The organism is Microcoleus sp. Aus8_D2 (assembly GCF_036702665.1).
Lineage (GTDB): Bacteria > Cyanobacteriota > Cyanobacteriia > Cyanobacteriales > Microcoleaceae > Microcoleus.
In genome coordinates, this window is the sequence record NZ_JAUBUN010000008.1 from 30,659 (window position 1) to 52,579 (window position 21,921).

At 45.0% G+C, this 21,921-nt stretch carries 21 protein-coding genes; 14 read left to right on the forward strand and 7 right to left on the reverse strand.

Annotated features, from left to right (window positions below; genetic code table 11):
* Window positions 1-26 precede the first annotated feature (26 nt).
* From QUB64_RS08540 to QUB64_RS08555, 4 genes are all read right to left on the reverse strand, one after another.
* The gene (locus tag QUB64_RS08540; protein WP_333268349.1) at window positions 27-332 is read right to left on the reverse strand and encodes a hypothetical protein; all 306 of its coding nucleotides are present in this window, start codon (window positions 330-332) and stop codon (window positions 27-29) included.
* A 406-nt stretch (window positions 333-738) separates the two neighbouring features.
* On the reverse strand, window positions 739-1,392 hold the full coding sequence (gene msrA, locus QUB64_RS08545) for a peptide-methionine (S)-S-oxide reductase MsrA (protein ID WP_333268351.1): 654 nt from the start codon (window positions 1,390-1,392) through the stop codon (window positions 739-741).
* An 875-nt stretch (window positions 1,393-2,267) separates the two neighbouring features.
* Complete coding sequence (locus QUB64_RS08550) at window positions 2,268-3,194, reverse strand: DUF6999 family protein (protein ID WP_333268353.1); 927 nt, start codon at window positions 3,192-3,194, stop codon at window positions 2,268-2,270.
* On the reverse strand, window positions 3,194-5,062 hold the full coding sequence (locus tag QUB64_RS08555) for a 3-oxoacyl-[acyl-carrier-protein] synthase III C-terminal domain-containing protein (protein WP_333268355.1): 1,869 nt from the start codon (window positions 5,060-5,062) through the stop codon (window positions 3,194-3,196). Before QUB64_RS08555 ends, QUB64_RS08550 begins: the two co-directional genes overlap by 1 nt.
* A gap of 250 nt (window positions 5,063-5,312) precedes the next feature.
* Here QUB64_RS08555 and QUB64_RS08560 point away from each other — a divergent pair, with 250 nt between their 5' ends.
* Complete coding sequence (locus tag QUB64_RS08560) at window positions 5,313-6,332, forward strand: hypothetical protein (protein ID WP_333268357.1); 1,020 nt, start codon at window positions 5,313-5,315, stop codon at window positions 6,330-6,332.
* Between the two features lie 187 nt (window positions 6,333-6,519).
* Here the strand turns inward: QUB64_RS08560 and serS are convergent, their stop codons facing one another.
* Entirely contained in the window at window positions 6,520-7,800 is a 1,281-nt protein-coding gene (gene serS, locus QUB64_RS08565) for a serine--tRNA ligase (protein WP_333268359.1), read from the reverse strand.
* A gap of 426 nt (window positions 7,801-8,226) precedes the next feature.
* On the opposite strand from serS, the gene QUB64_RS08570 reads away from it, so the two are divergent.
* Together QUB64_RS08570 and QUB64_RS08575 are read left to right on the forward strand one after the other, a co-directional pair.
* Window positions 8,227-9,438 (forward strand): glycosyltransferase family 4 protein, encoded by a 1,212-nt coding sequence (locus QUB64_RS08570; protein WP_333268361.1) that lies wholly within the window; start codon window positions 8,227-8,229, stop codon window positions 9,436-9,438.
* Between the two features lie 118 nt (window positions 9,439-9,556).
* Complete coding sequence (locus tag QUB64_RS08575) at window positions 9,557-9,937, forward strand: hypothetical protein (RefSeq protein ID WP_333268363.1); 381 nt, start codon at window positions 9,557-9,559, stop codon at window positions 9,935-9,937.
* A 442-nt stretch (window positions 9,938-10,379) separates the two neighbouring features.
* Here QUB64_RS08575 and QUB64_RS08580 read toward each other — a convergent pair whose 3' ends face one another.
* Window positions 10,380-10,628 carry a chlororespiratory reduction protein 7 gene (locus tag QUB64_RS08580; protein ID WP_333268366.1) on the reverse strand — a complete coding sequence of 83 codons (249 nt, stop codon included), beginning with the start codon at window positions 10,626-10,628 and terminating at the stop codon, window positions 10,380-10,382.
* Between the two features lie 288 nt (window positions 10,629-10,916).
* On the opposite strand from QUB64_RS08580, the gene sir reads away from it, so the two are divergent.
* From sir to QUB64_RS08625, 9 genes are all read left to right on the forward strand, one after another.
* Window positions 10,917-12,908 carry a sulfite reductase, ferredoxin dependent gene (gene sir / locus QUB64_RS08585; protein ID WP_333268368.1) on the forward strand — a complete coding sequence of 664 codons (1,992 nt, stop codon included), beginning with the start codon at window positions 10,917-10,919 and terminating at the stop codon, window positions 12,906-12,908.
* 252 nt (window positions 12,909-13,160) lie between these two features.
* Entirely contained in the window at window positions 13,161-14,144 is a 984-nt protein-coding gene (locus QUB64_RS08590) for an RsmE family RNA methyltransferase (protein ID WP_333268370.1), read from the forward strand.
* Between the two features lie 59 nt (window positions 14,145-14,203).
* The gene (locus QUB64_RS08595; protein ID WP_333268372.1) at window positions 14,204-14,434 is read left to right on the forward strand and encodes a hypothetical protein; all 231 of its coding nucleotides are present in this window, start codon (window positions 14,204-14,206) and stop codon (window positions 14,432-14,434) included.
* Window positions 14,424-14,810, forward strand: a complete 387-nt coding sequence (locus QUB64_RS08600; RefSeq protein ID WP_333325305.1) for a type II toxin-antitoxin system PemK/MazF family toxin — start codon at window positions 14,424-14,426, stop codon at window positions 14,808-14,810. The genes QUB64_RS08595 and QUB64_RS08600 overlap by 11 nt, the downstream gene beginning before the upstream one ends.
* Window positions 14,811-14,870: 60 nt before the next feature.
* A complete protein-coding gene (locus QUB64_RS08605) occupies window positions 14,871-15,275 on the forward strand; it encodes a lysozyme inhibitor LprI family protein (protein WP_333268377.1) in 405 nt (134 codons plus the stop codon).
* Between the two features lie 242 nt (window positions 15,276-15,517).
* Window positions 15,518-15,946: a lysozyme inhibitor LprI family protein gene (locus QUB64_RS08610; RefSeq protein ID WP_333268379.1), complete on the forward strand. Its 429-nt coding sequence runs from the start codon at window positions 15,518-15,520 to the stop codon at window positions 15,944-15,946.
* Window positions 15,947-16,126: 180 nt separating this feature from the next.
* Complete coding sequence (locus QUB64_RS08615; RefSeq protein WP_333268381.1) at window positions 16,127-16,699, forward strand: hypothetical protein; 573 nt, start codon at window positions 16,127-16,129, stop codon at window positions 16,697-16,699.
* 336 nt (window positions 16,700-17,035) lie between these two features.
* Window positions 17,036-17,812, forward strand: a complete 777-nt coding sequence (locus QUB64_RS08620; RefSeq protein ID WP_333268383.1) for a PPC domain-containing protein — start codon at window positions 17,036-17,038, stop codon at window positions 17,810-17,812.
* Between the two features lie 225 nt (window positions 17,813-18,037).
* Window positions 18,038-19,228, forward strand: coding sequence for a tetratricopeptide repeat protein (locus QUB64_RS08625; RefSeq protein ID WP_333268385.1), 1,191 nt, complete (start codon window positions 18,038-18,040; stop codon window positions 19,226-19,228).
* A 478-nt stretch (window positions 19,229-19,706) separates the two neighbouring features.
* On the opposite strand, the gene QUB64_RS08630 is transcribed toward QUB64_RS08625, so the two are convergent.
* Complete coding sequence (locus tag QUB64_RS08630; protein WP_333268387.1) at window positions 19,707-20,126, reverse strand: hypothetical protein; 420 nt, start codon at window positions 20,124-20,126, stop codon at window positions 19,707-19,709.
* Between the two features lie 315 nt (window positions 20,127-20,441).
* Between QUB64_RS08630 and QUB64_RS08635 the strand changes: the two genes are divergently transcribed.
* Window positions 20,442-21,059, forward strand: a complete 618-nt coding sequence (locus tag QUB64_RS08635) for an esterase/lipase family protein (protein ID WP_333268389.1) — start codon at window positions 20,442-20,444, stop codon at window positions 21,057-21,059.
* 2 nt (window positions 21,060-21,061) lie between these two features.
* Entirely contained in the window at window positions 21,062-21,670 is a 609-nt protein-coding gene (locus QUB64_RS08640) for an esterase/lipase family protein (protein WP_333268391.1), read from the forward strand.
* The last annotated feature ends 251 nt before the right edge of the window (window positions 21,671-21,921 follow it).

A 21,921-nucleotide genomic window follows, 5' to 3' on the forward strand; every position in this document is an offset into this window, starting at 1 on the left:
TTCTCTCCATACAATTTTAGGATAGCTTACCTCAAAGGTCGATCGCGCTTGGGCCAAAGCATCCGCCCCAAACCCAGCAATCCCAAAAGTTGCTGAACCTGTTGCAGTTGCAATTCCAGTTGTTGATAATGCACCCGCAATTCGCGAGCACGTTGCTGCCTTTTTGCAAAAAAGTTGGGCGATTTGCCGAGGACATTCCTGCTACAGCGCTCTATTGCTGCGATCCGAACTTCAAAACGTGCGATCGTCCGCCTAATTTTCCACACCTTCGCAGCTATATAAAAACAGGTCACAGATATCATTAAATTGATAATTACAACACCCGTCAGCATTTTTCACCTGTTTGCAACTACTAATATATTCCGCTATTGGTGGCAGAATTCTAGCCCTATATTGTAGGGATTACACTCGTTACCAGGCTCCAGCCTGGTAACGCCGATCCGGAGGCTCTGCCTCCATTTTTAAGAGCGAGGCAGAGCCTCTCAATATGGATTCCCAGGCTGGAGCCTGGGAACCAGTTATATTTCGCTTTTATCTGAGGCCAGATCCCCCTAAATCCCCCTTAAGAAGGGGGACTTCCACGCTTCCTGTCCCCCCCTTATTAAGGGGAGTAGGGGTCGAGTAGGGGGCAAGCTAAGGGGGGATCTGGCCTCAATCGCAGACAGCAGATATAGACTGCATAAGACCTGAAATTGACAGGAACGAACCTTGTTGCGCCCCATCAAGGTGAATAAAGTTTCAAGCTTGAGACATAGCAGGCAAACAAACCTTAGTACCGCCCAAACCGCAATAACCGTTCGGGTTTTTAGCAAGATACTGCTGGTGATAGCTTTCTGCGTAATAAAACTCAGGAGCATCAATAATTTCAGTAGTAATCTTGCCGTAACCAGCAGGCGTCAGAGCTTGCTGGTAAGCATCCCGCGACGATTCAGCTAGCTGCTTTTGGCTGGCTGAATACGTGTAAATTCCCGATCGATATTGAGTACCCGAATCATTACCCTGACGCATTCCTTGAGTCGGATTGTGGCTTTCCCAAAAAACTTTTAGCAGCGTTTCGTAACTCACTACTTTCGGATCGAACACAACCAAAACAACTTCATTATGTCCCGTCATCCCGCTGCAAACTTCATTGTAAGTAGGATTCGGAGTAATCCCCGCCGCGTAGCCCACAGCAGTCGAAAAAACACCTTTTTCCTGCCAAAATTTGCGTTCCGCGCCCCAAAAACAGCCCAGCCCAAACATGGCCGTCTCCATGCCGTTTGGAAACGGAGCTTTGAGCGGATTGCCGTTAACAAAGTGAGTTGCCGGTACCGGCATCAACTCTGCCCGTCCCGGCAATGCGTCTTGGGGAGACGGCAGGCTCGACTTTTTGCCAAATCCAAATAGCGCCATAAGTTCGTGAGGAGATCTCTGATAAACGTCTTTACCTTACTTAATAATATCAGATATCCACTGAAAATAGTCGGCCTTTTGAAGGTAGAAGGTAAAAGGCACAAGGCAGAATTGTTTTTCGGAGTTTTTTTTGTGATACTGCTCACTCTCAAGGCAGTTTTTCATCACATTAAAAAGTGCTATCTGTCACTAAAAAATACCTAAAATATCACTTATTTTTGAGCCATCAATCACCCGGATTTTCGGTCAGACAGGCGATTATTAAAGGTATAGTGTTGTAGCAGTTATTCAAGATGATTTATTTGGAGCGTGTAGAAATGGCAGCTAAACCTTGCACTAAGCCTTTAAAATCTAATCCGTTTATTAGTTACCGCGACCCGATTACAGGGAAGTGGGTTGTCGTACCTCAGAATTTGCCGAAAATAGTGGAACAACCACAGCTACTCTGAGCTTGAGTTGTACTATTAACTTTATATTGAAAATTAACAGTTTTCTCCTATTTCTAGGGCTATATTCATTCAGTTGACGGTTGACAGTTGACAGTTGACAGTTGACAGTTGACAGTTGACAGTTGACAGTTGACAGTTGACAGCACTTTCCCTGGAAAGAAGAGGGTTGGAGTAATGAATAGTTTTCTTTTAATTTCTCCCGATCGGGGTTCCGGCTTTAAACCAATTCTTTTTGGTAAGTTTTTGTAGTGAGTAATTTATTTTTTGGGTTTCTGCGGACTAAAGTCCTCACTACAAACCTAGTTTTTTTATTTGAGCGAAACTTTGAGATTGGGGAATTAGTGAGAACTTTATTATTTAGGATTTTTTGCGGACTGAAGTCCTCACTACAAACCTATTTGATTTTTTTTTGAGTGCATCAGCACCCTAATTTTCGGCAGTGTTCATCTCTTTTTTGAGTTCCAAATACCGATAGAGATATTCAGAAATTATTCCGTGCAAAAACAAGTCGCGCGCTGCATTAAATGGACTGTTGGGTGCTAGCGGATGGCGGTTGACAATTACATGATTCCAGTCGTAATTTCCGGTAATTTCGCTGACATATACTCCGAAGTTTTCATCTAACTGAAGCGACATCACTGCTCGCGCAAATTCGTCGCTAGTCAAACACAGAGAATAAAATACTTTAAACAATTCGATCGCAGATTCTAAATCCAAAATCCTCAGCCACCTGCGTTTGTCAAAATCTATTGCAACTTCCACCGGTTGAATGCTATCATAATTGATTCCGCGTTTTTTGACAAGCTGCAACCAGTTGGGATTTGTCAGTATTGCTTGGTTGTAATCCCAGACAAAGTTATACAGAATTAAGTCGTGTTCTAGAAAGGCATTGTCAGCTAAATCGCTAACTGTGCGCGGATAAAGTTTTGACTTTTCAATCTGGGTGTCTGGGCCGTTATCAATCAAGAAGTTGATAATGTTGGAGCCGATGCAGATGTGGCGCACAATTAAATAACAAGCTTCTGGCGAGACAAAGTTATTTAGGAAAAATGCTGCGGATTTGTGCATTAATGTGTAAGCGCGAAATTGAAACGGCAACAGGCGCTTTGTTGTCATAATTACCGCCAGCAACAAGTTAGCAATTACTTTGATCGGAATCAGCAAATAACTGCGAGTCCAGTTTTGCAAATCCCGGATCATGTAGGCTTTTGCAACTAAATCGACGGGAATTGACCGATCGCAAAACAGGACATCCCAAACATTCGGATCTCGGCGGTTGTACGGTTTCGGATCATAGGGGATTTGCCGCTCGTCGGGGAGAGTTTCGATATCTTGTTTTTGCAGCTTTTGCATTAGCGGATTTCCTCCAATTGCAGCAAGTATAAACGAGCCGTGACGCGAGCAGTTTTGACAATGCGGCGGGCTATATCCTCCGTCATCCACTCGGCATTAATCAAATTTTCTAATTTGGCTAAATGCGACTCGTCATTGGCTCCGTGATAAGCTAAAAATGATACTTGTTCGTCTTGCAAACCGAGAGTTTCTTTGATTTCTTTTGCCCACTTTCCCGCCAACCGATCGCCCAATCCTTCGATAATAAACATACTGCCAATTAAATCAACCGGATTTTCCCGCGATGCTTGGTGGAAGATAAAAGCTGATAGCGCTTCGCTGCCAATATTCTTATCATATTCGACAATTTTTGACAACTCGCCGCCGACAGAAACATAATTCCGTTCTAGCATTTGATAGTCGCGGTGTTCGTCTTGGGCGTGACCGATAAAAGTCGATCGCAAACGAAAGTCAGTCATGTTAGAAGCAGCGCGCGCAATCCAGCGTGCTCCCTCGACAACTTGCGGGCGGAGATTGCACAGCAAAGCTTGATAGTCTTCTATTGTAAACTCTCCCCGGTACAATTTGCGGACAATGGGAACGGAACGGATTTCGCGATCGAACCTCAGCCAAATCCAGGCTAACTCCCGCAACAAATAAGCTTGCGGAGAGTAAATCATTTCCGGTTTAACACTTTCCAGAGGCGAATCTTCAGAAACATCAGAGGATTGAGACATAGGAGAAGTCATAGATTTTTTGGTGCTTTCCACAGCAGTTAACATCATGTATGCCGTTGTAAAGCGACCGCTTTCCGGAACAAAACAAAAGATTTTTTGTCCCGGCTGCAATTTGCCAGATTTGAACAATTCCTCTAACATTAAATAAATCGAGGCGCAGCCTGTATTTCCCCGCGCGTACAAGTTGGTAAACCATTTTTCTTGGGGAATCATGCAGCCTGCTTGTTCCAAAAGTTCCACAATTTGTCCCCGGAAAAAGTGAGAGGAATAGTGGCACAGCAACCAGTCAATTTCCTGCGGACAAACTCTGCCGTTTTTAATCAAGCTCAGCCAACCTTCGACACCTAATTTCATTACATTGTCTAGCAAACGAATATTTTGCCGCAAGTCAAAAGCTCCGGCTGTGGCTGCATCGAGGTAGGATGAATAATCTAGCCAGCTTTTAGTTGCTGTTTCGCTTGTCATTCCTGAATACATACAAATTGGATAGGCATTGGCGTGGGAAATCAATTCAATCCATTCTATTTTTAAGCTAATTCCTGTGGCATTCGGATGGTTTTGCAGCAAAAATGCTCCGGCGCCGTCGGATAGCATCCAACGCAGAAATTCTGTATCGAAAGGTAGGGGTTTTCCGGCTTGCACTGATGTTTCTGCTTCAAATTTACTATTTTTGAACAGGCGCGAGGGAAATTCGGAGGCTACGGCGATTGCTGTTTGTTTTTTGCCGAGTTCGAGTTGAGATGCGGCGTAGTTTAAGGCACTAACTCCAGCGCAGCAAACTCCTTGAGTTGAAACTATTTCTAGGGGAGATAATTCGGAAAGTTCCCCATGTACTGTGCTGGCAAATCCCGGTACCAATAAGTCTGGTAAAGTGGTAGCGCAGGCTAATAAGTCGATCGCCCCTGGTTCCAAATTTGCTTGGGCGATCGCATCCCGGACGGCAAACGCTGCCATTTGGCTGTTAGAATACAGTGTTTGCTGCTGTTTGTCGATCGCGTAATAGCGCTGTTTAATCCCGTTACTGTTGAGAATGCGCTGTCTGACTCTCGAAGGGCGATCGGCAATTTTGCCTAGATACTCCTCCATCTCATCATTATTAATCGCTTCCCCTGGCAAAAATTTTCCAATCCGATTGATATAAGCGCTGTGCATACCGTCAACCTCTCAAAATGCTAATTTAGTCGAGTTCGTTACTTTGTTAAATCAAGCCAGAAAACATCTAAAATTGATTTTGCTTTGTGAAGCAGCGAACTTGCAAGGAGCAACCAGTTGTATTGTAGAGTCAGGGGAAATTAGACAAGTTCAGCAACAGCGGCAACAAGTAACCTGAAGCAGGGTGAAGTTTTTGGGAAAATTAAGCCAAAATATATAACTAGAGTTCCTTCGCTGCTTCCCGACTGAAATGGATATTGCAAAACTAGATGATTGGTATTCTCAATCTCAACGCCGCGCCGCTGTTTCGCTGTTGATGAAACGAGTAGGCGTCACTCGCACTAGGGCTGAATGCTTTGTCAGGCTTTGGATTTACTTATCAGTGAAACAGCTTCAGGAAAACCAGCCCCGCGTCAAACCGCCGCTGGCGAAACTGGACTTGCTAGCAACAGAAGTGCAGTGCACCCACCGGGAAGCAGCAGAACTATTTTACTCGGATTCCGATCGCGGGAGCGATCGCGCCGCCGGCATGATGTTAGATAAACTAGAAGCACTCGGATTGATCGCAAAACACTTTGACGGTAACGCTACAGCAATTGAAATTCAACCCATCCCAGAAATTTTAGATACCCCGAAGCCCGAAAATCCGGTTCAACTCAAATTAGATCATTTTAATCCTCGGTGCGATGCAATTCCCGTAGCAAATTTATTAGCAACCTATTACAACTGGATGAACCGGAGCACGAACGCAGTTCCCTACCAAATTGCTAAATTTCTCCGGGTTTTGGCCGGCAAATATTCAAAAGGAATGGGAGTTTTGCGCCGCTGCGACAACCATAATCCTGTCGGCTTTTACTTACTTTATCCCACCGCAGCCGAATCGGAAGTTAATTTTTTTAACGCACCTAGTAAAAGCCTGCACTTAACTTCTGTTTCTGCTGAGATCGATCCTTTTACGATGGCACTTCCGGGAGATGAAAATTGCCAGTCAGTATTTGTCCGCAGTTGGACAATCGACCCGCAATATTTAGAAGAATACCGCGTTTTTTTCGTGGAACACATACAGCAAGTTTTAGTTGAAATGAAAAAAGATTTTCCCAATCTTTGCGACGTGCATATGCTAATGATTCACCCGATATACGAAAAAATGAGCTTGGCTTTGGGGTTTCAAAAGACTAACAGTGACGCTCAGTTATCTCTTTATTGGATGTATTTAGCGTTGGATAGATTTTTGGCGCTGGATATTAAGGAAGCGCTAAAAAATTTGTAAGTAATATTCAATCCCTGTTCGTAGTAAGGACTTTAGTCCTAATTTTCCCAGGTTCGCAGTCAGGACTTTAGTCCTAATTCTTTCTAAGAGGCGGACTGAAGTCCTCACTACGAACCTGGTTTGTAGTAAGGACTTTAGTCCTAATTCTTTCTAAGAGTAGGACTGAAGTCCTCACTACGAACAAGGTTTACAAAACCTCGCGACCGAGATAAGATTGGAGAACTTCCGGCACTTTTACCGTCCCATCCGGCTGCTGGTAATTCTCCAAAATAGCGGCCATTGTCCGCCCCACAGCCAAACCGGAACCGTTGAGGGCGTGCACGAATTGAGTACCTTTTTTACCCGCTTCTTTAAACCGAATATTCGCCCGCCGCGCTTGAAAATCTGCGACATTGGAACAACTCGAAATCTCGCGGTATTTGCCCGCAGAAGGCAGCCACACCTCTAAATCGTAGGTTTTTGCCGCGGCGAAACCTAAGTCGCCGGTACAAAGCTCGATCGCCCGATAAGGCAATTTCAGCGCCTGCAAAACACCCTCAGCATCCTGCACGAGCTTTTCGTGTTCGGCTTCCGACGTACTCGGATGCACCAGTTTCACCAATTCCACCTTATTAAATTGGTGCAACCGAATCAATCCTCGCGTATCTTTGCCGTAACTTCCCGCTTCCCGGCGAAAACAAGGAGTGAAAGAACAGTGATAAATTGGTAACTGTTCTGCTGTCAATATTTCACCTCGGTACAAATTGACAACCGGAACTTCCGAAGTAGGAATCAACCATAAATCATCTTGATCGCACTTAAAACTTTCTTCCGCAAATTTGGGAAGTTGACCTGTTGCAGTGAGGGATTCGGTGTTAACTAAAAGTGGGGGAATTACTTCTATATAACCAGCTTTTGTATGGCGGTCGAGCATAAATTGAATAATCGCTCTTTCCAGGGCTGCACCCGCTCCAACTAACGTGACAAAGCGGGGACTAGCAATTTTTACTGCCCGTTCAAAGTTGAGAATTCCTAACTTTTCGCCGATTTCCCAGTGTGGCAAAATCTTGGGATTTTGGGGGATGTATTCGTCACCCCAGCGGCGAATTTCGATATTTTCATCTTCATTTTTACCCAACGGAGTTGACTTACCGGGTAAGTTCGGCAATGGTAACAATAGAGCTTCTATTTGAGATTTTAAGTCTTTTTCCTGTGCTTGCAATTCGTTCGACTGGGTGCCGACTTCGTTACCTTCTGCTTGCAAAGTTTGAATTTCGGGAGATTCGAGGGGTAAACCCGATTTTCTTTTTTGCCCGATGAGTTTGGCTATTTCGTTGCTGCGGGCTTGCAGTTGCGATCGCTTACCTTCGAGTTCCCGCTGCTGTTTGTCTAATTGTACGATCGGCTCGATTTCGTAGTTGCCTCCGCGAGTGTTGAGGCACTCTTGTACGGCTTGCGGATTTTCTCGGATTAATTTGAGGTCTAGCACGGATTTATTTTAAATAATATAGGACTTGCCGATCGCCAACCCGATTTCTGGAAAAATATCGGCTTTGGCGAGCATAAATCTACCAATCTACAGGCTTTCTGAGGATTTTTGCGTCTGTCCTATCTTAGGTTAACAGCGACAATGCGATCGGACATACAAGCTTTGGCAATCATTTAGCACCTCAAAGATAATTTATTCTCATCGAACAAACTGCGTTGGTGTCACCCATGATGGGTGACACCCCACAAAAGGATGCTATACTAAGCACATTAGTAGATGCACCCTGATAATTTTCTCCCCTAACCAGCGATGGTGAGGGGCTTTTTGTTTTAGGGCGACATGAAAGCCGAGACGGGGTTTTTTGCACTGGCCTTGTTTGCAAGGTGCGTCGCTGTAAGATTGTCGATATTTAGCTAGGGATTTTTCATGGCGACGCACCCTACGACTTCTGGTATTCAACCCGCGTCGGCGGGTTGTGTTTGTATAGACCTGGTTTCAACCGCCCAGTCTTCTTGCTTATTCTGTTTCCTCGAAATATTTTCCAGCGAAGGCGGCATCCAATCCTACGCCCAAGACATCCTGAAAGCTTACCTGTCACTAACCGCAGCAAACAACTTTCCGCCACAAGCAGAAGTTTTGCTGTTGCGAGATTCTCCAGATTGTCACAATCCCTTCGAGTCCAAAAATCTCAAATTCTCTTACCTAAAAACTGATCCCGCTTGGCTTGGCCGTCTGAAGTTTGCCGCCAAATTGCTAACCAGCTTGCTACAAAAACGACCGCAACGGGTTTTCTGCGGTCACATCAAACTCGCACCGCTCATTAAAACATTATGCCAGGCGTTGGGAATTCCCTACACGATTTTAACTTACGGCAAGGAAGTTTGGGAAACACTTCCGCTAAAAGATCAAATAGCAATGAGACAAGCCGATCGCATTTGGACGATTAGCAGGTACACGCGCGAGCGTACTTGCGAACTCAACAACTTAAATCCCGACAAATTCCAAATAGTACCTTGTACTGTCAATGAAAAAATATTTACTATCGGCCCCAAACCGCTGCATTTATTAGAAAAGTACGATCTGGTTGGTGCTAAAATATTGATGACTGTAGCCAGATTGCGATCGACCGATAGTTACAAAGGCGTCGATGTCACAATTCAAGCTTTGCCGGAAATTGCCAAAAGTTTTCCCAATGTGAAATACTTAGTAATTGGACGCGGGGACGATCGCCCTAGATTAGCAAAACTCGCCCTTAATTTGGGAGTTTCCGAAAGAGTAATCTTTGCGGGTTTTGTACCGACAGAAGACTTAGCAGCACATTATCAGTTAGCCGATGCTTATGTAATGCCCTCCCAGGAAGGCTTCGGTATAGTGTATTTGGAAGCTTTAGCTTGCGGAATACCAGTGCTCGCCGGGGACGCGGACGGGTCAGCAGATCCGCTGCAAGATGGTAAACTGGGATGGAGAGTTCCTCACCGAGATCCGGCAGCAGTAGCGGTTGCTTGTGTGGAAATGCTTCAAGGAAAAGATAAAAAGTGCGATCGGCCGTGGTTGAGGGAACAAACCCTCGCAAAATTTAGTTTTCAACCGCTTTGTCAATCCTTACAAGGGATTTTTCAACCATCAGACACTGATTAACTCATAACCTAGAGAGCGGTTTCAGGGTGTACAATGGGAAGATTAACTCGATCGACCGCCTGAATTTCTGAGTAGGATAGAGTTATGCCTACCAGCAAAGACACCAAAGGAGACCACCGTGAACCAAGGCACCCCCAAAATCTCTTTAAACCTACCCCGTATTAGCAATTGGCTGATATTGCTGGGCATCGCCTGCGTGTTGGTGTCAATTGGTTTGGGTTGGGTAGTTAAATCATTGTTGATTGTAGTAGGTTTGTTGCTGCTGACACCTGTGGTAGGATTTTTCGTGCTTCAGTGGTGGTTGAAACGCAATTTAATTGAGGACAAGTGTCCTGTTTGTCAATACGAATTCACAGCTTTAAATCAAACTCAGTTTCAGTGTGCCAACTGCGGCGAACCTCTGAAAATAGAGGAAGGTCATTTTAGCCGCTTGACGCCGCCCGGTACGATCGATGTTACCGCAGTTGAAGTATCATCGGTTCAACAATTAGAAGATTAATTCTTGGGCATGGGGAATTGGGCATGGGGAATTGGGCATGGGGCATGGGGCATAGGGCGTGGGGCATAGGGCATGGGGCATCGGGCATCGGGCATGGGGCATGGGGCATAGGGCATCGGGCATGGGGCATTGAGAATTGAGAATTGGGGATAGGGCATGGGGCATGGGGCATAGGGCATCGGGCATGGGGCATTGAGAATTGAGAATTGGGGATAGGGCATGGGGCCTAAGTTATTTGTTACTTGTTATTTGTTACTTGTTACTTATTACTTATTACTTGTCACTTATTACTTATTACTTATTACTTGTTATTTGTTTTAATAACCAATTCTCAATTCTCAATGCCCCATGCCCGATGCCCTATGCCCTATGCCCCATGCCCAATTCCCAATTCCCCATGCCCCATGCCCCATGCCCCATTCCCAATTCCCAATTCCCAAAATTATTTTTCTAAACGCACTGCGTACCACTGCAAAAATTTTCCCGGCCCGACATCTAATTCACAATAAGTATCAATTAAATACCTAGCTTGTTCTTCCACAGAAGAGAATTTGAGCACATCCTGCGGCAAATCTTCGTGTTCTCCGGCTAAAACCGCTGTCAGCTTTTCTAATAGTTCCACCGCCGTCAAAAACTGCTCCGGCTGGTTTGTTTCTAATACCACAAAGGTGTCTTCGTCATACAGTGACATAGTTTTAAAGGTTGAGGTTAATTATTTCTAAAGTTTCCAGCAGTTAAGCTAGCCAAAGTATAAACTCTTAATTACAATTTTTGGGGCTCCGGCTCGATCGTGTTAAGATAGAACAACATCAGAATTCCTACCGGATTACCGTTATTAACTTAGTTTTTAACCGGGTTGTCAACTGATCCGCCACAGCATTTCTGAGGAGATTTGTCAAGTGCAAATTTGTCAACTGTCCAATTGTCAAGAAATATTCGATCGACCTTTATCTAATTATAACTGGCACTACACATTCCCATGATTACATCTACCACTTCAACCCCTGCGGCGCGCAAGCCCTCTAAATCAGAAGGTCTCAAAGAACGCAGCAACTATTTACGAGAACCCGTTGCGACTGAACTGTTACAAGAAACAACCCACTTCACCGAAGACGGGATTCAGATTCTCAAATTTCACGGCTCGTACCAGCAAGACAACCGCGACAATCGAGTTAAAGGACAAGAAAAAGACTATCAGTTCATGCTCCGCACCCGCAATCCCGGCGGGTTAGTTCCACCCGAGCTATTCTTGGCGTTAGATAAGCTATCAGAAGAATACGGCAACCACACGCTGCGCGTCACAACCCGCCAAGGTTTCCAAATTCACGGCGTGCTGAAAAAAAATCTTAAAGCAGTGTTTTCCTCAATTATTAAAAATATGGGGTCAACCTTGGGAGCTTGCGGCGACTTGAACCGCAACGTCATGGCACCGCCAGCACCATACAAAAATCGCCCAGAATATCAGTATGCTCTGAAATACGCCAACAATGTCGCCGATTTGCTGACACCGCAAACCGGTGCTTATTACGAAATCTGGTTGGATGGGGAAAAGGCTGTTAGTGCTGAGGAAGATCCCGCAGTCAAGGCCGCCAGACAGTCAAACGGTAACGGCACAATCTTTAGCGACGACAAGGAAGAGCCGATTTACGGCGAGCATTATATGCCGCGCAAGTTCAAGTGTTCCGTTACTGTACCGGGAGACAATTCAATAGACTTGTACTCTCAGGATTTGAGCTTGGTGGTAATTACCAATGAAGCTGGCGAGTTGCAAGGTTTTGACGTGTTTGCCGGCGGCGGTTTGGGCCGCACTCACAATAAAGAAGAAACTTTTGCTCGGGTTGCGGACGAGATTTGCTATGTTGCCAAAGATGATGTTTACAATTTGGTCAAGGCAATTGTAGCAACGCAAAGAGATTTTGGCGATCGCACAGACAGACGACACGCCCGACTCAAGTACCTGATTAACGACAAAGGCGTCAAGTGGTTCCAAGAAAAAGTAGCCGAATATTTTGGCAAACCGCTAGAAGCGTTTAAACCGCTGCCTGAGTGGAAGTATTTTGATTTCTTGGGCTGGCACGAACAAGGCGACGGCAAGCTGTTTGTCGGCATTTCCGTAGAAAACGGTCGGATTAAGGATGAAGGCTCGTTTCAGCTAAAAACGGCTTTGCGGGAAATCGTGCAGAAGTACAATTTGCCCCTGCTGGTGACACCGCACCAAAACGTCACGATTTACGATATTTCGCCGGATATCAAATCAGAAATTCAGGGAATACTCGATCGCAGCGGCATTCAAGCGGAAACTGCGATCGATCCTTTGGTACGCTATGCAATGGCGTGTCCGGCAATGCCGACGTGCGGACTGGCAATTACCGAATCCGAGCGCGTGATTCCCAGCATTTTAGAGCGGATTCGGGCGCTTTTGACCAAAGTTGGTTTAGAAGACGAGCATTTTGTGGTGCGGATGACTGGTTGCCCCAATGGATGCGCTCGCCCTTATATGGCAGAATTGGGATTTGTCGGGAGTTCCCCGGAATCCTACCAGATTTGGCTGGGCGGTTCTCCCTCGCAGACGCGGCTGGCTAAACCAATTGAGGAAAAGCTGCACGTCAATAATTTTGAAGCTTTTCTGGAGCCAATTTTTGTTTATTTCAAGCAAAAACGGCAAACGAGCGAGAGTTTTGGCGATTTTTGCGATCGCGTTGGGTTAGAATCTATCCGTCAATTTGTAACCAATCACCAATCTGCTGACTCGATGACAACTGAGATTAATGATTTAGATGTTACGTCTAGTAACGGCGATGAGAACGAGACTGCCACTGCTGGCGGTGGTAAAGTCCGCCGTCGAATTAGCGTCCGCGATGAAATCTACAACGAGCTCAAGGAAGAAGCAGCCCGTCAGGGCAAGCCAATCACGCAGCTAGCTACAGAGGCAATTTCCACTTATTTGAAGAAGATTAAGGAGGAAGCATAAGCCGATTTTCGATTGTCAATTTTCGATCGCATTAGATAGAGTTCACACAAAATTAATATAAGGGCAAAGCATTTGCAGAAAAAAGCTTGGATTTGTCAAATAATTCCGCTTGTAAATGCTTTGCCTTTATGATTTCTGAGCGGTTCAAACCATACCTGCCCATCTCCTCTGAGTCTCTCTTCCTCTGCGTTCTCTGCGTTCTCTGCGGTTAAATAAAAGAAATCTAATAGAAAACGAGCAATCTAAAATTCAATGCCTCAATTACAAAGATTAGCAGTAAATCCGGCTCAAATTTACGATCGCACCATCAACTTAACTGCCGAACAACAGCATTATTTAAATCGGGTGTTGCGCTTGCAAGCGGGCGATCGATTTATAGCAATGGACGGCCGAGGACATTGGTGGTCAGCAATTCTAGAAGCCCAGGAAACCGGGTTATTTGCGTCGATAACAGAGGAGATTGCGGTTAACAGGGAGCTCCCGGCCACAGTGACTTTGATCGCCGCTTTGCCCAAGGGAAACGGCTTTGATGAGGTTGTCCGGCAGGCGACGGAGTTGGGAGTGGCTAGTATTGTGCCAGTGACGAGCGATCGCACTTTGCTCAAACCGAGTCCTCAAAAAGTCGATCGCTGGAGAAGAATTGCTGCGGAAGCTGCGGAACAGTCGGAACGTCAAATTGTGCCGACGGTTTATGAGCCAGTTTCCTTTGATTTTGCTGTCAAAGATTGCCGTCAGAAATATCGATTTATTTGTGCTGCTCGCGGGAATAATCAGCATTTGTGGGATTGTTTGGCTGGTTTAGAACCCCCCCAGCCCCCCGGGCTTCGGGGGGAGCAAGAACCGGATGAATTATCGACTGTAATAGCTGGTTTAGAACCCCCCCAGCCCCCCGGGCTTCGGGGGGAGAAAGAACCGGATGAATTATCGACTGTAATAGCTGGTTTAGAACCCCCCCAACCCCCCGGGCTTCGGGGGGAGCAAGAATTAGAACCCCATTTTGTAGGGGCGGTGGATGGTGCGTGCGTGCCCCCGGCTGGGGCAGAATTATCGATCGCGATCGCGGTTGGCCCGGAGGGCGGCTGGACTGATGGAGAAGTGGAAAGGGCGATCGAGTTTGGTTTTGAACCTGTTTCTTTGGGTAGGAGAATCTTGAGGGCGGTAACAGCACCGATGGTGGCTTTATCCTTGGTAGGAGCCGCTTTTGAAAAGTACCCATCCCAAAAAATATTTCCCTGAAGTGCTAGATATTGTAAAGGAAGCTAAAATGTCAATGAGTCATTAGGAATAAAACTAAAATGTTAAAATCAGTAAAGGGTATATATCGAGACGGTCAAGTTGTGTTATTGGAAACTCCTGGTGACTTAACAGAAGGGAAAGTTATCGTTACTTTTCTGGCAGAATCAGGATTAGTAGAGCTGCAATCTCGCGGTATCGATCGGCAACAAGCAGGAGATTTACGGGTAAGGTTGAGCAGGTTTGCAGAGGATTGGGAACGACCCGAAATGGATGCTTACGATGCTTTATAGGCGAGGTGATGTAGTGCTGGCTCTGTTTCCCAATGCTGATTTGCGCACTGCGAAACGCCGTCCAGTTTTGATAGTTCAAGCTGACAATCTGGGGACTGGCTTAGGACAAACTATTACGGCGATGATTACTAGCAATTTAGCCCGCGCAGGACACCCAAGCCGGGTTTTTGTTTCCCTAGCAACACCGGAAGGCCAGCAAACACGATTGTTAGCTGATTCCGTAATCATGACAGACAATCTGGTGACGCTTCTAGAAGTTGAAATCGATCGCAAAATTGGTATTTGGTCAAATATGGCGAGAGTAGATGCAGCTATCAAACATACTTTAGCAATCCCATCGACAGGGCGAACAGCCAAATATAAAAAAAAGTTTTAAATTTATTAAATCAAATCAGTCTTGTGTTAAGAGAATTCGTAAAATAGGTGTTTAAGGGCAATGAAAAGAAATTTAAGGAAAAGCCGATCGCTCTTTTTGTCGATCGCGCTTTTGACAATGTTAGCTACAACATTAGTTTTCGCACAATCTGAGCGCTCTGCGATCGCTCAACAGATTAATTGCGATCGCCCCCAAGGAGATGCACAAGTCAGATCTTGTATTAGGTTGAGGTATGAAGCCTCGGACAAACGGCTGAATGAGGTTTACAAGCAACTGGCTGCTAAATTGAGCGGCGAAGAGCGATCGCTCCTTGTGGAAGCACAATTAGGGTGGATTAAGTTGCGGGACAATAACTGTGAATTTGAAACCTATAGAAGTCGTGGCGGTACTGGCCATTCCGGTTTCCTCAATGAATGTTTGGATCGCATGACAAAAGCGCGCACTGCGGAATTGGAAAAGTATTGAAACTAACTTAATTTGCTTTAAGGGCGATCGAGTTCAACCCACCTCGGCTATTCGTATCCAGCCTGATTTGGCAACTTTATGTAAAGTTTTGTAAGAAACTCGATTTTTCCGATAAATAGAGCGGAAAGAGGCTGAAAGACAGAGATATATACATATATACAGGCTTTTGAATATTGTTGTTGCGGTTTACCAAGGCTGAGGATTTGCAACAACCAGAGAACTTATAACACAGAGGAAAACTTATGAAAGGGATCTCGATTTTTAATGCAGTCACAGGCTTAGTCATTGTTGGATTTACGTCTTCGCCAGTGTTTGCAGAGTACAAAGGGGCGATCGAAGTAACACCAACTCTGATAGCTCAACAACAGTATATTTGCGAAAAAGCCACAACTAACATAGAGATTAACAGGTGTCTGCGCTTAAGGTACGAGGCCTCGGACAAACGACTCAACCAGGTTTACAAACAACTGATGTCTAAATTGAGCCACCAAGAGCGATCGACACTGATCAAAATACAGCGACAATGGATTAAGTCACGAGATCGAGACTGCAATCTTGAAGTTTCAATCAATCGAGGCGGTACTGGTTATAGCGGTTTTCTAAATCAATGTTTAGAAAGAAAAACCACACAACGCACCGCTGAATTACAAAGTCGTTTAGAAAAGAGATAAAATAGAAACTACACCCTGTCCAGACTTGGTAATGCGTGCGATACTTAACTAATAGACTTCTCCCATAATTCTGGTGGGGCAGGCATCTTGCCTGCCCTTGACTTGCATTTTGGTATAATTATAATTAGGTTCCGCGTAAGTCCTGCCTTAAAAACAGGAAGAAATTAGGCATATAAATATATGCAAAAATCCAACATTCCCACCAAATTATTTACGTTATTAATCGGTACAATAGTGATTGTTTATCTGTGGGCAACATCAGTTAATGCCCAAGCGCAACTGACAGAGCGCTCGCAACTAGCACTTGATGGAATCGGGCAGATCGTAGTAGGAATGACAGTTGATGAAGCTGCGCAGGCTGCTGGAGTTAAATTAGTGAAAAGCAATGCTAGTCTTAATGAAGAATATTGTGCCTATTTTCAGCCACAAGGAGAGCCAAAAGGAATTAGTTTTATGGTAACAAAGCGTCGCCTTGCCAGAGTAGATATTAACACCGAGCGGGTTACTACAATCAGAGGTGCTAAAATTGGCGATAGTGAAGACAGAATTTTCTCACTATATCCAGGGCAAATTCAAGCAACTAAACATCATTACCTGGGCTACCCACCTCGCAATGGAAAATATCTAACTTTTGTACCGAAAGATGCGGCTGACAAAAACTACCGGATGATTTTTGAGACTAGCCTTAATCGGGTAATAAATTTTAGGGCTGGAAAACTTCCTGAAGTTGGGTACGTAGAAAACTGTTACTAATACCATTTTTCCTCTCATCATGCAACAGTAATCGAGCGGGTGCGGATCCACCAACAATCCCTAGCTACATATCGACAATTTAACAGATCCGCACCCGCTCGCAATGGTATTATAAACAAACACAACATTTATTGTGTAGCAATCTTTTGTCAAAATGGTATAATGATTGCCCATCCCACCTAGAATAAAGTATTGATGAACAGTCGCTCGCCCCTCATAATTACAATTAGCTTAGCCATTCAATATCCATCTGTCTAAATCTGCGCTCCGAAGCGTTCATCTGCGGTAAAAAAATACCCATAATTCTTGCAAAAACTCTCTAGCAAAAACAGGTTTATGAAAAATCGAGATCCCTTCACCCTCACCCTCACCCTCATCTCAGCAATCCTAACCACGATTACACCAACAGTCTTGGCCCAACCGCAGCCCCCAGCCAACGAAATCTACATCAATAAAAATTGCCGCCCCAACCAACAACTACCCCAACTTGAAAGATACACTATCTTCTTCAATAACGAATTTACAACTAACGGTCAAAAATACTTATTCTACAGCGCCCGCTATCAAGATGGAGGCGTGATTTTATGTATATCTAAACCAAATTTTAACCAGCCAAAAGCTTTAAATCAACCCAAAATACAAGCCAATTTTATTGATAAAATAGTCCGAGATACCAAAAACAAAACTGCTTTCATCATCACAGTTAGAGAAGGAAATGGTCTTGATACACCCATGACAAATTATGGCTTAGATTTCAGTAATGTCGATCGACCAAAACTCACATCCCTGTCCCTCCTACAGCAGCGGGGAACCCTCAAAGACGGCGACCCCAGCCTTCCCAACGGCAGCTTGTACCGCGAACACAGCTTCCAAGGACGTGCAGGTCAATCCGTGACCATCGACCTCACAAGCAGGTCATTCAACCATTTTATTACACTGATCTCTGCCAGCGGCGATAAGATTGCAGACATCCAACCTGTTCGTGCGAATGGCCGAGAATCCCAAATAATCGTAAAACTGCCCAGTAGCGGCACTTACAAAATAGTTGTTCAAGGACTCGATCGCACCAGCAAAGGTTCATACACCTTAAGCATTAATTCCAATCAACTTTAACAAACACCAGCCCAAATATTATATAGCACTTCTCAGCACACATCCGCGTTCCGAAGCGTACCCTTCGTCCAGGCGAAGCGCCTACATCTGCGGTTACAAAATCTAAACCTTATCCTTGCAAACAGCCAAAAATCACACACAAACATCAAAGCAAAACTTCTTAACCACTGGCGGAACCAACCAAACATCAGCCAAGATAGAAACAAACCCATTCCCGCAACCGCCATGACAGACATCCACCAAATAGCTACCGCCCTAGAAAGCCAAGACTACAAACAAGCAGCCCAACTCATCAAACAACTGCAAAAAGAATCACCCGAAAATCCCTGGGTACAATACTACATTGGTCGTTACTACGAACTCACCAACAACCCCGACAAAGCCCAAACAACCTACAAACAAATACTCCGCGACATCACTAACCCCAAAATCGTTTCCCAAGCCCGCCAAGGCATTCAACGCATTGAAACCGCACAACAAAACCTGCGCCAACAAGCCATCGAAACCGCCAAAAATGACCCCAGCAGCCTCGAACCCGGACTCCTCATCCTCGAACCCGTGAGTCCCGAAGACAAACCCGCAGCCGTACAAAATATCAGCAGAATCTTCAAAATCGACGCCTACACAACCCGGATGCAAATCCAAAGCCGCGGCTGGAGACTCTACAAAACAGGCCCCATCGCCGAACTCAGAATTTACGGCCAAGAACTCATTAAAGCCGGAATTCCCGTATTTTGGGCAACCCTAGCCGACATTCAAAACATCCAAATCTTCCGAGTGCAACACTTCCAGTCTCTCTCTTCCCCGGCTGTTGTTTGTAAAGATCACCTAAATCGACTAGGTTCTATAGAATTTAACTGGTCAGAAGTCAGCCAAAGAGTAGAAGGCTTGTTACCGATGTTCATCGAAATCATGGACTACTCGCCCAACCGCAGAACCGAGCAATTTCGCCACAAAGAAATCACCCAAGATTACGCTCAAATCTGCGACTTGCACATTCCCAGCAGAAACTGTATTCTGCGAATTTGCGACCAGAGTTACGAATTTAAACAAGGCGTTGACTTCACTCAAAGTTCAGCAACTAGCGTAGCTTCACCGCAGTCAAAAAACCAAACATCCAGAGTCAAAAAATCCCCACAAATGCCTCAAAGTACCACCAGAATAAACTGGAATCACTTGCTAGAAATATTTGACCAACAGCTTGACGTTACAGTGTGGTCGGAATTTACTCCCTTTGCGGAGACAGTCCTCGATTACACGCATATGTTAAGCAAGATAGACTCTCATGTAGAGGTCGAGCGCAAATCCGAAACTCCTTGGGACGCTGCTTTCCAACTATACAGCGGATTAGCCTTTCTCAGACACCAAGGAAATAGGGAAGAAGAAGAAGAATCAAGAAGGAATAAGTATTCGTAGGGTGCGTCGCTATCAAAAATCTTAAGAAAAGATAGACAATCTCATGGCGACGCACCTTATACCACAATACGGTTCACGATCGAAGATAATTGCTCAGCGCGCACCTGACTTCACTGAGAAATGTCATAGTCTCTGCGATTGCCGCGCTCGCTCGCTGCGGACAAAAAACGTTAAGTGAACCCTATTGCCTTATACCATTTATCAAAAGTCTTGTTACACAACAATTGTTGGGCGAGAGTGAAACGGAGGGTTGTCTTTTCAACGATTCTGTAAGGTGCGTCGCTCGCTCGATTGTCGCTTTTTGTGCGAGGAATTGTCGATGTATCCGCACCCTACGAATAATGTTGCTCAGACACCCAAGAAATAGGGAATAAAAAAAGAGTTAAAAATCAAAAATGAGAAATCCCATTTTTAATTTTTTAACCCCAGCATTGGGAATGATTCAATGCCCAATTCCCTATTACCAATGGCCTAATTTCTACTTGGTTTTCACCTGACGAGCCATTTCCCGGAAATTGTTCATGCTGGGCCCTGGGCTGCGACGATTTCCAGTTGGTGTCGGCATTAAATTATTAGGAGCAAAAGTCAGAACCGGTTGAGCTTGACTCGACACTTTCCCGTTAGTTGCAGCAGGTACCTTCGCCGGTTCCGAAGTCTTAGCAGCAACGCTAGCGACTGGTTCCTTTGCTTTCTTCGCCGGTTCAGACTTCTCAGACTTAACAGGCTCAGCTTTTGCTGGTGCGGCTGCAACAGGCTCAGCCTTGGCAGGCGCAACCTTTGCCGGTTCCTTCGCCGAAGATTCGCCCAAATCTAGGAAATATTCAGACTTTTTCAAGCCCAACAGTCCGGCGAAAAAGCTGAAAATACCGCCGAAGAAATTTTTGATAAAACCAAACATTAGACTTACTCCTTTTGTTCTTTTAGAGAAATTTGTACAAGTTTGTCAACAAAGTCAGACTACGAGGTAAGGCAACCTTTGTCTACATTTCTTAATCAAAATTTACATTTTTTGATGAAAAATGCAGAGCTTCTAGTAATTTTTACTCAGTAATGCCAGTCTTAACTTTGCACTTATTTACGATTATCTCAGAATTTATGACGGATTTCCAATTTGCCAGCGAGATCTCGCTCCGATTCACCATCTGTCCCACTAGGGGTCAAACTCCCTAGGGGAGTGATCTATGCTGTACTCAGCAAGCAATTTTCTTTTCAAATGAACAGTTCGCTCGATCGCAATCCCGTCATCCTGATACACGGAATTTGGGACACCAAAACCATATTCAGTCAAATGTCCGCCCGCCTCACCCAACTCGGATGGTGTGTCCACAGCCTCAATCTCACCCCCAACGACGGTAGCCTCGGCCTCGACTCTCTAGCCAAGCAACTCGCACACTACATTTCTGAGACTTTTGATCCAGAACAGGCGATCGACATAGTAGGCTACAGCATGGGCGGCATTGTCAGCCGCTACTACGTCCAGCGACTCGGAGGCCTTAACCGAGTCCAGCGTTTCATCACCATATCTTCCCCCCACAAAGGAACCCTCACCGCCTATTCCCTACCCCTACCAGGATACCTGGATATGCGCCCCGATAGCGGCTTGCTGCGCGATTTGAATCAAGATGTAACCGTGCTCAAACGCATAAACTTTACATCAATATGGACGCCATTTGACATCATGATTTTACCGTCAAATAGCTCCCAAATGCCAGTAGGCAAAGAAGTCAAACTCAACGTAATGTTGCACCGCCAAATGGTAACAGAAACCCAAAGTATTAACGCATTAATAGAAGAACTAAAAGCACCTATTAAAAATAAAGTTCCCACTTAAAAATGAATAGCAAATTCAGCAGCAACCCAGTCTTGCTAATTCACGGAATCTTCAGGAAATCAGGAATTTTTCACAAAATGTCTGCCTACCTCAGAGATTTAGGTTGGTCAGTTTACACTCTAGATCTCTCGCCCCAATGGGGGAACGCCAGCATAGACGAATTAGCCCAACAAATGGCAACCTATATAGACAAAAAGTTCGCTCCAGAACAGCGTTTAGATATAGTAGGGTTGAGTATGGGCGGTTTAGTAACTCGTTACTACCTGCAAAGGTTAGGCGGCATGAACCGAGTGCAGCGCTTTATTGCCATATCTTCGCCTCATAGCGGTACTTGGATGGCTTACACTCTCTGGGGAAAAGGCTGCGTTCAAATGCGTCCTGGCAGTGCTTTTCTGGAAGATTTAAATCGAGATGCTGCCTTGTTGGAAAAGCTGAATTTTACTTCGATTTGGACAGATTGGGATTTCATCATCGTCCCTGCTTCTAGTTCGCAAATATCGGCGGCAAAAGAAGTAAAATTGTCCGTGTTCGCCCATGCTATGATGGCGAGGCATTCCAGCAGTTTAAAAGCGGTTGCCGAAGCACTCTCAGAACCATTTAAAAATTATTAGTATCATGTCTCTCAGGTTTGTAGTGAGGACTTTAGTCCTTTTCTCAATCTGAGGACTAAAGTCCTCACTACGAACCTATTTTGATGGCGGGTTCGTAGTGAGGACTTTAGTCCTTTTCTCAATCTGAGGACTAAAGTCCTCACTACGAACCTAACCTATTTTGATGACAGGTTTGTAGTGAGGACTTTAGTCCTTTTCTCAATCTGAGGACTAAAGTCCTCACTACGAACCTAACCTATTTTGATGACAGG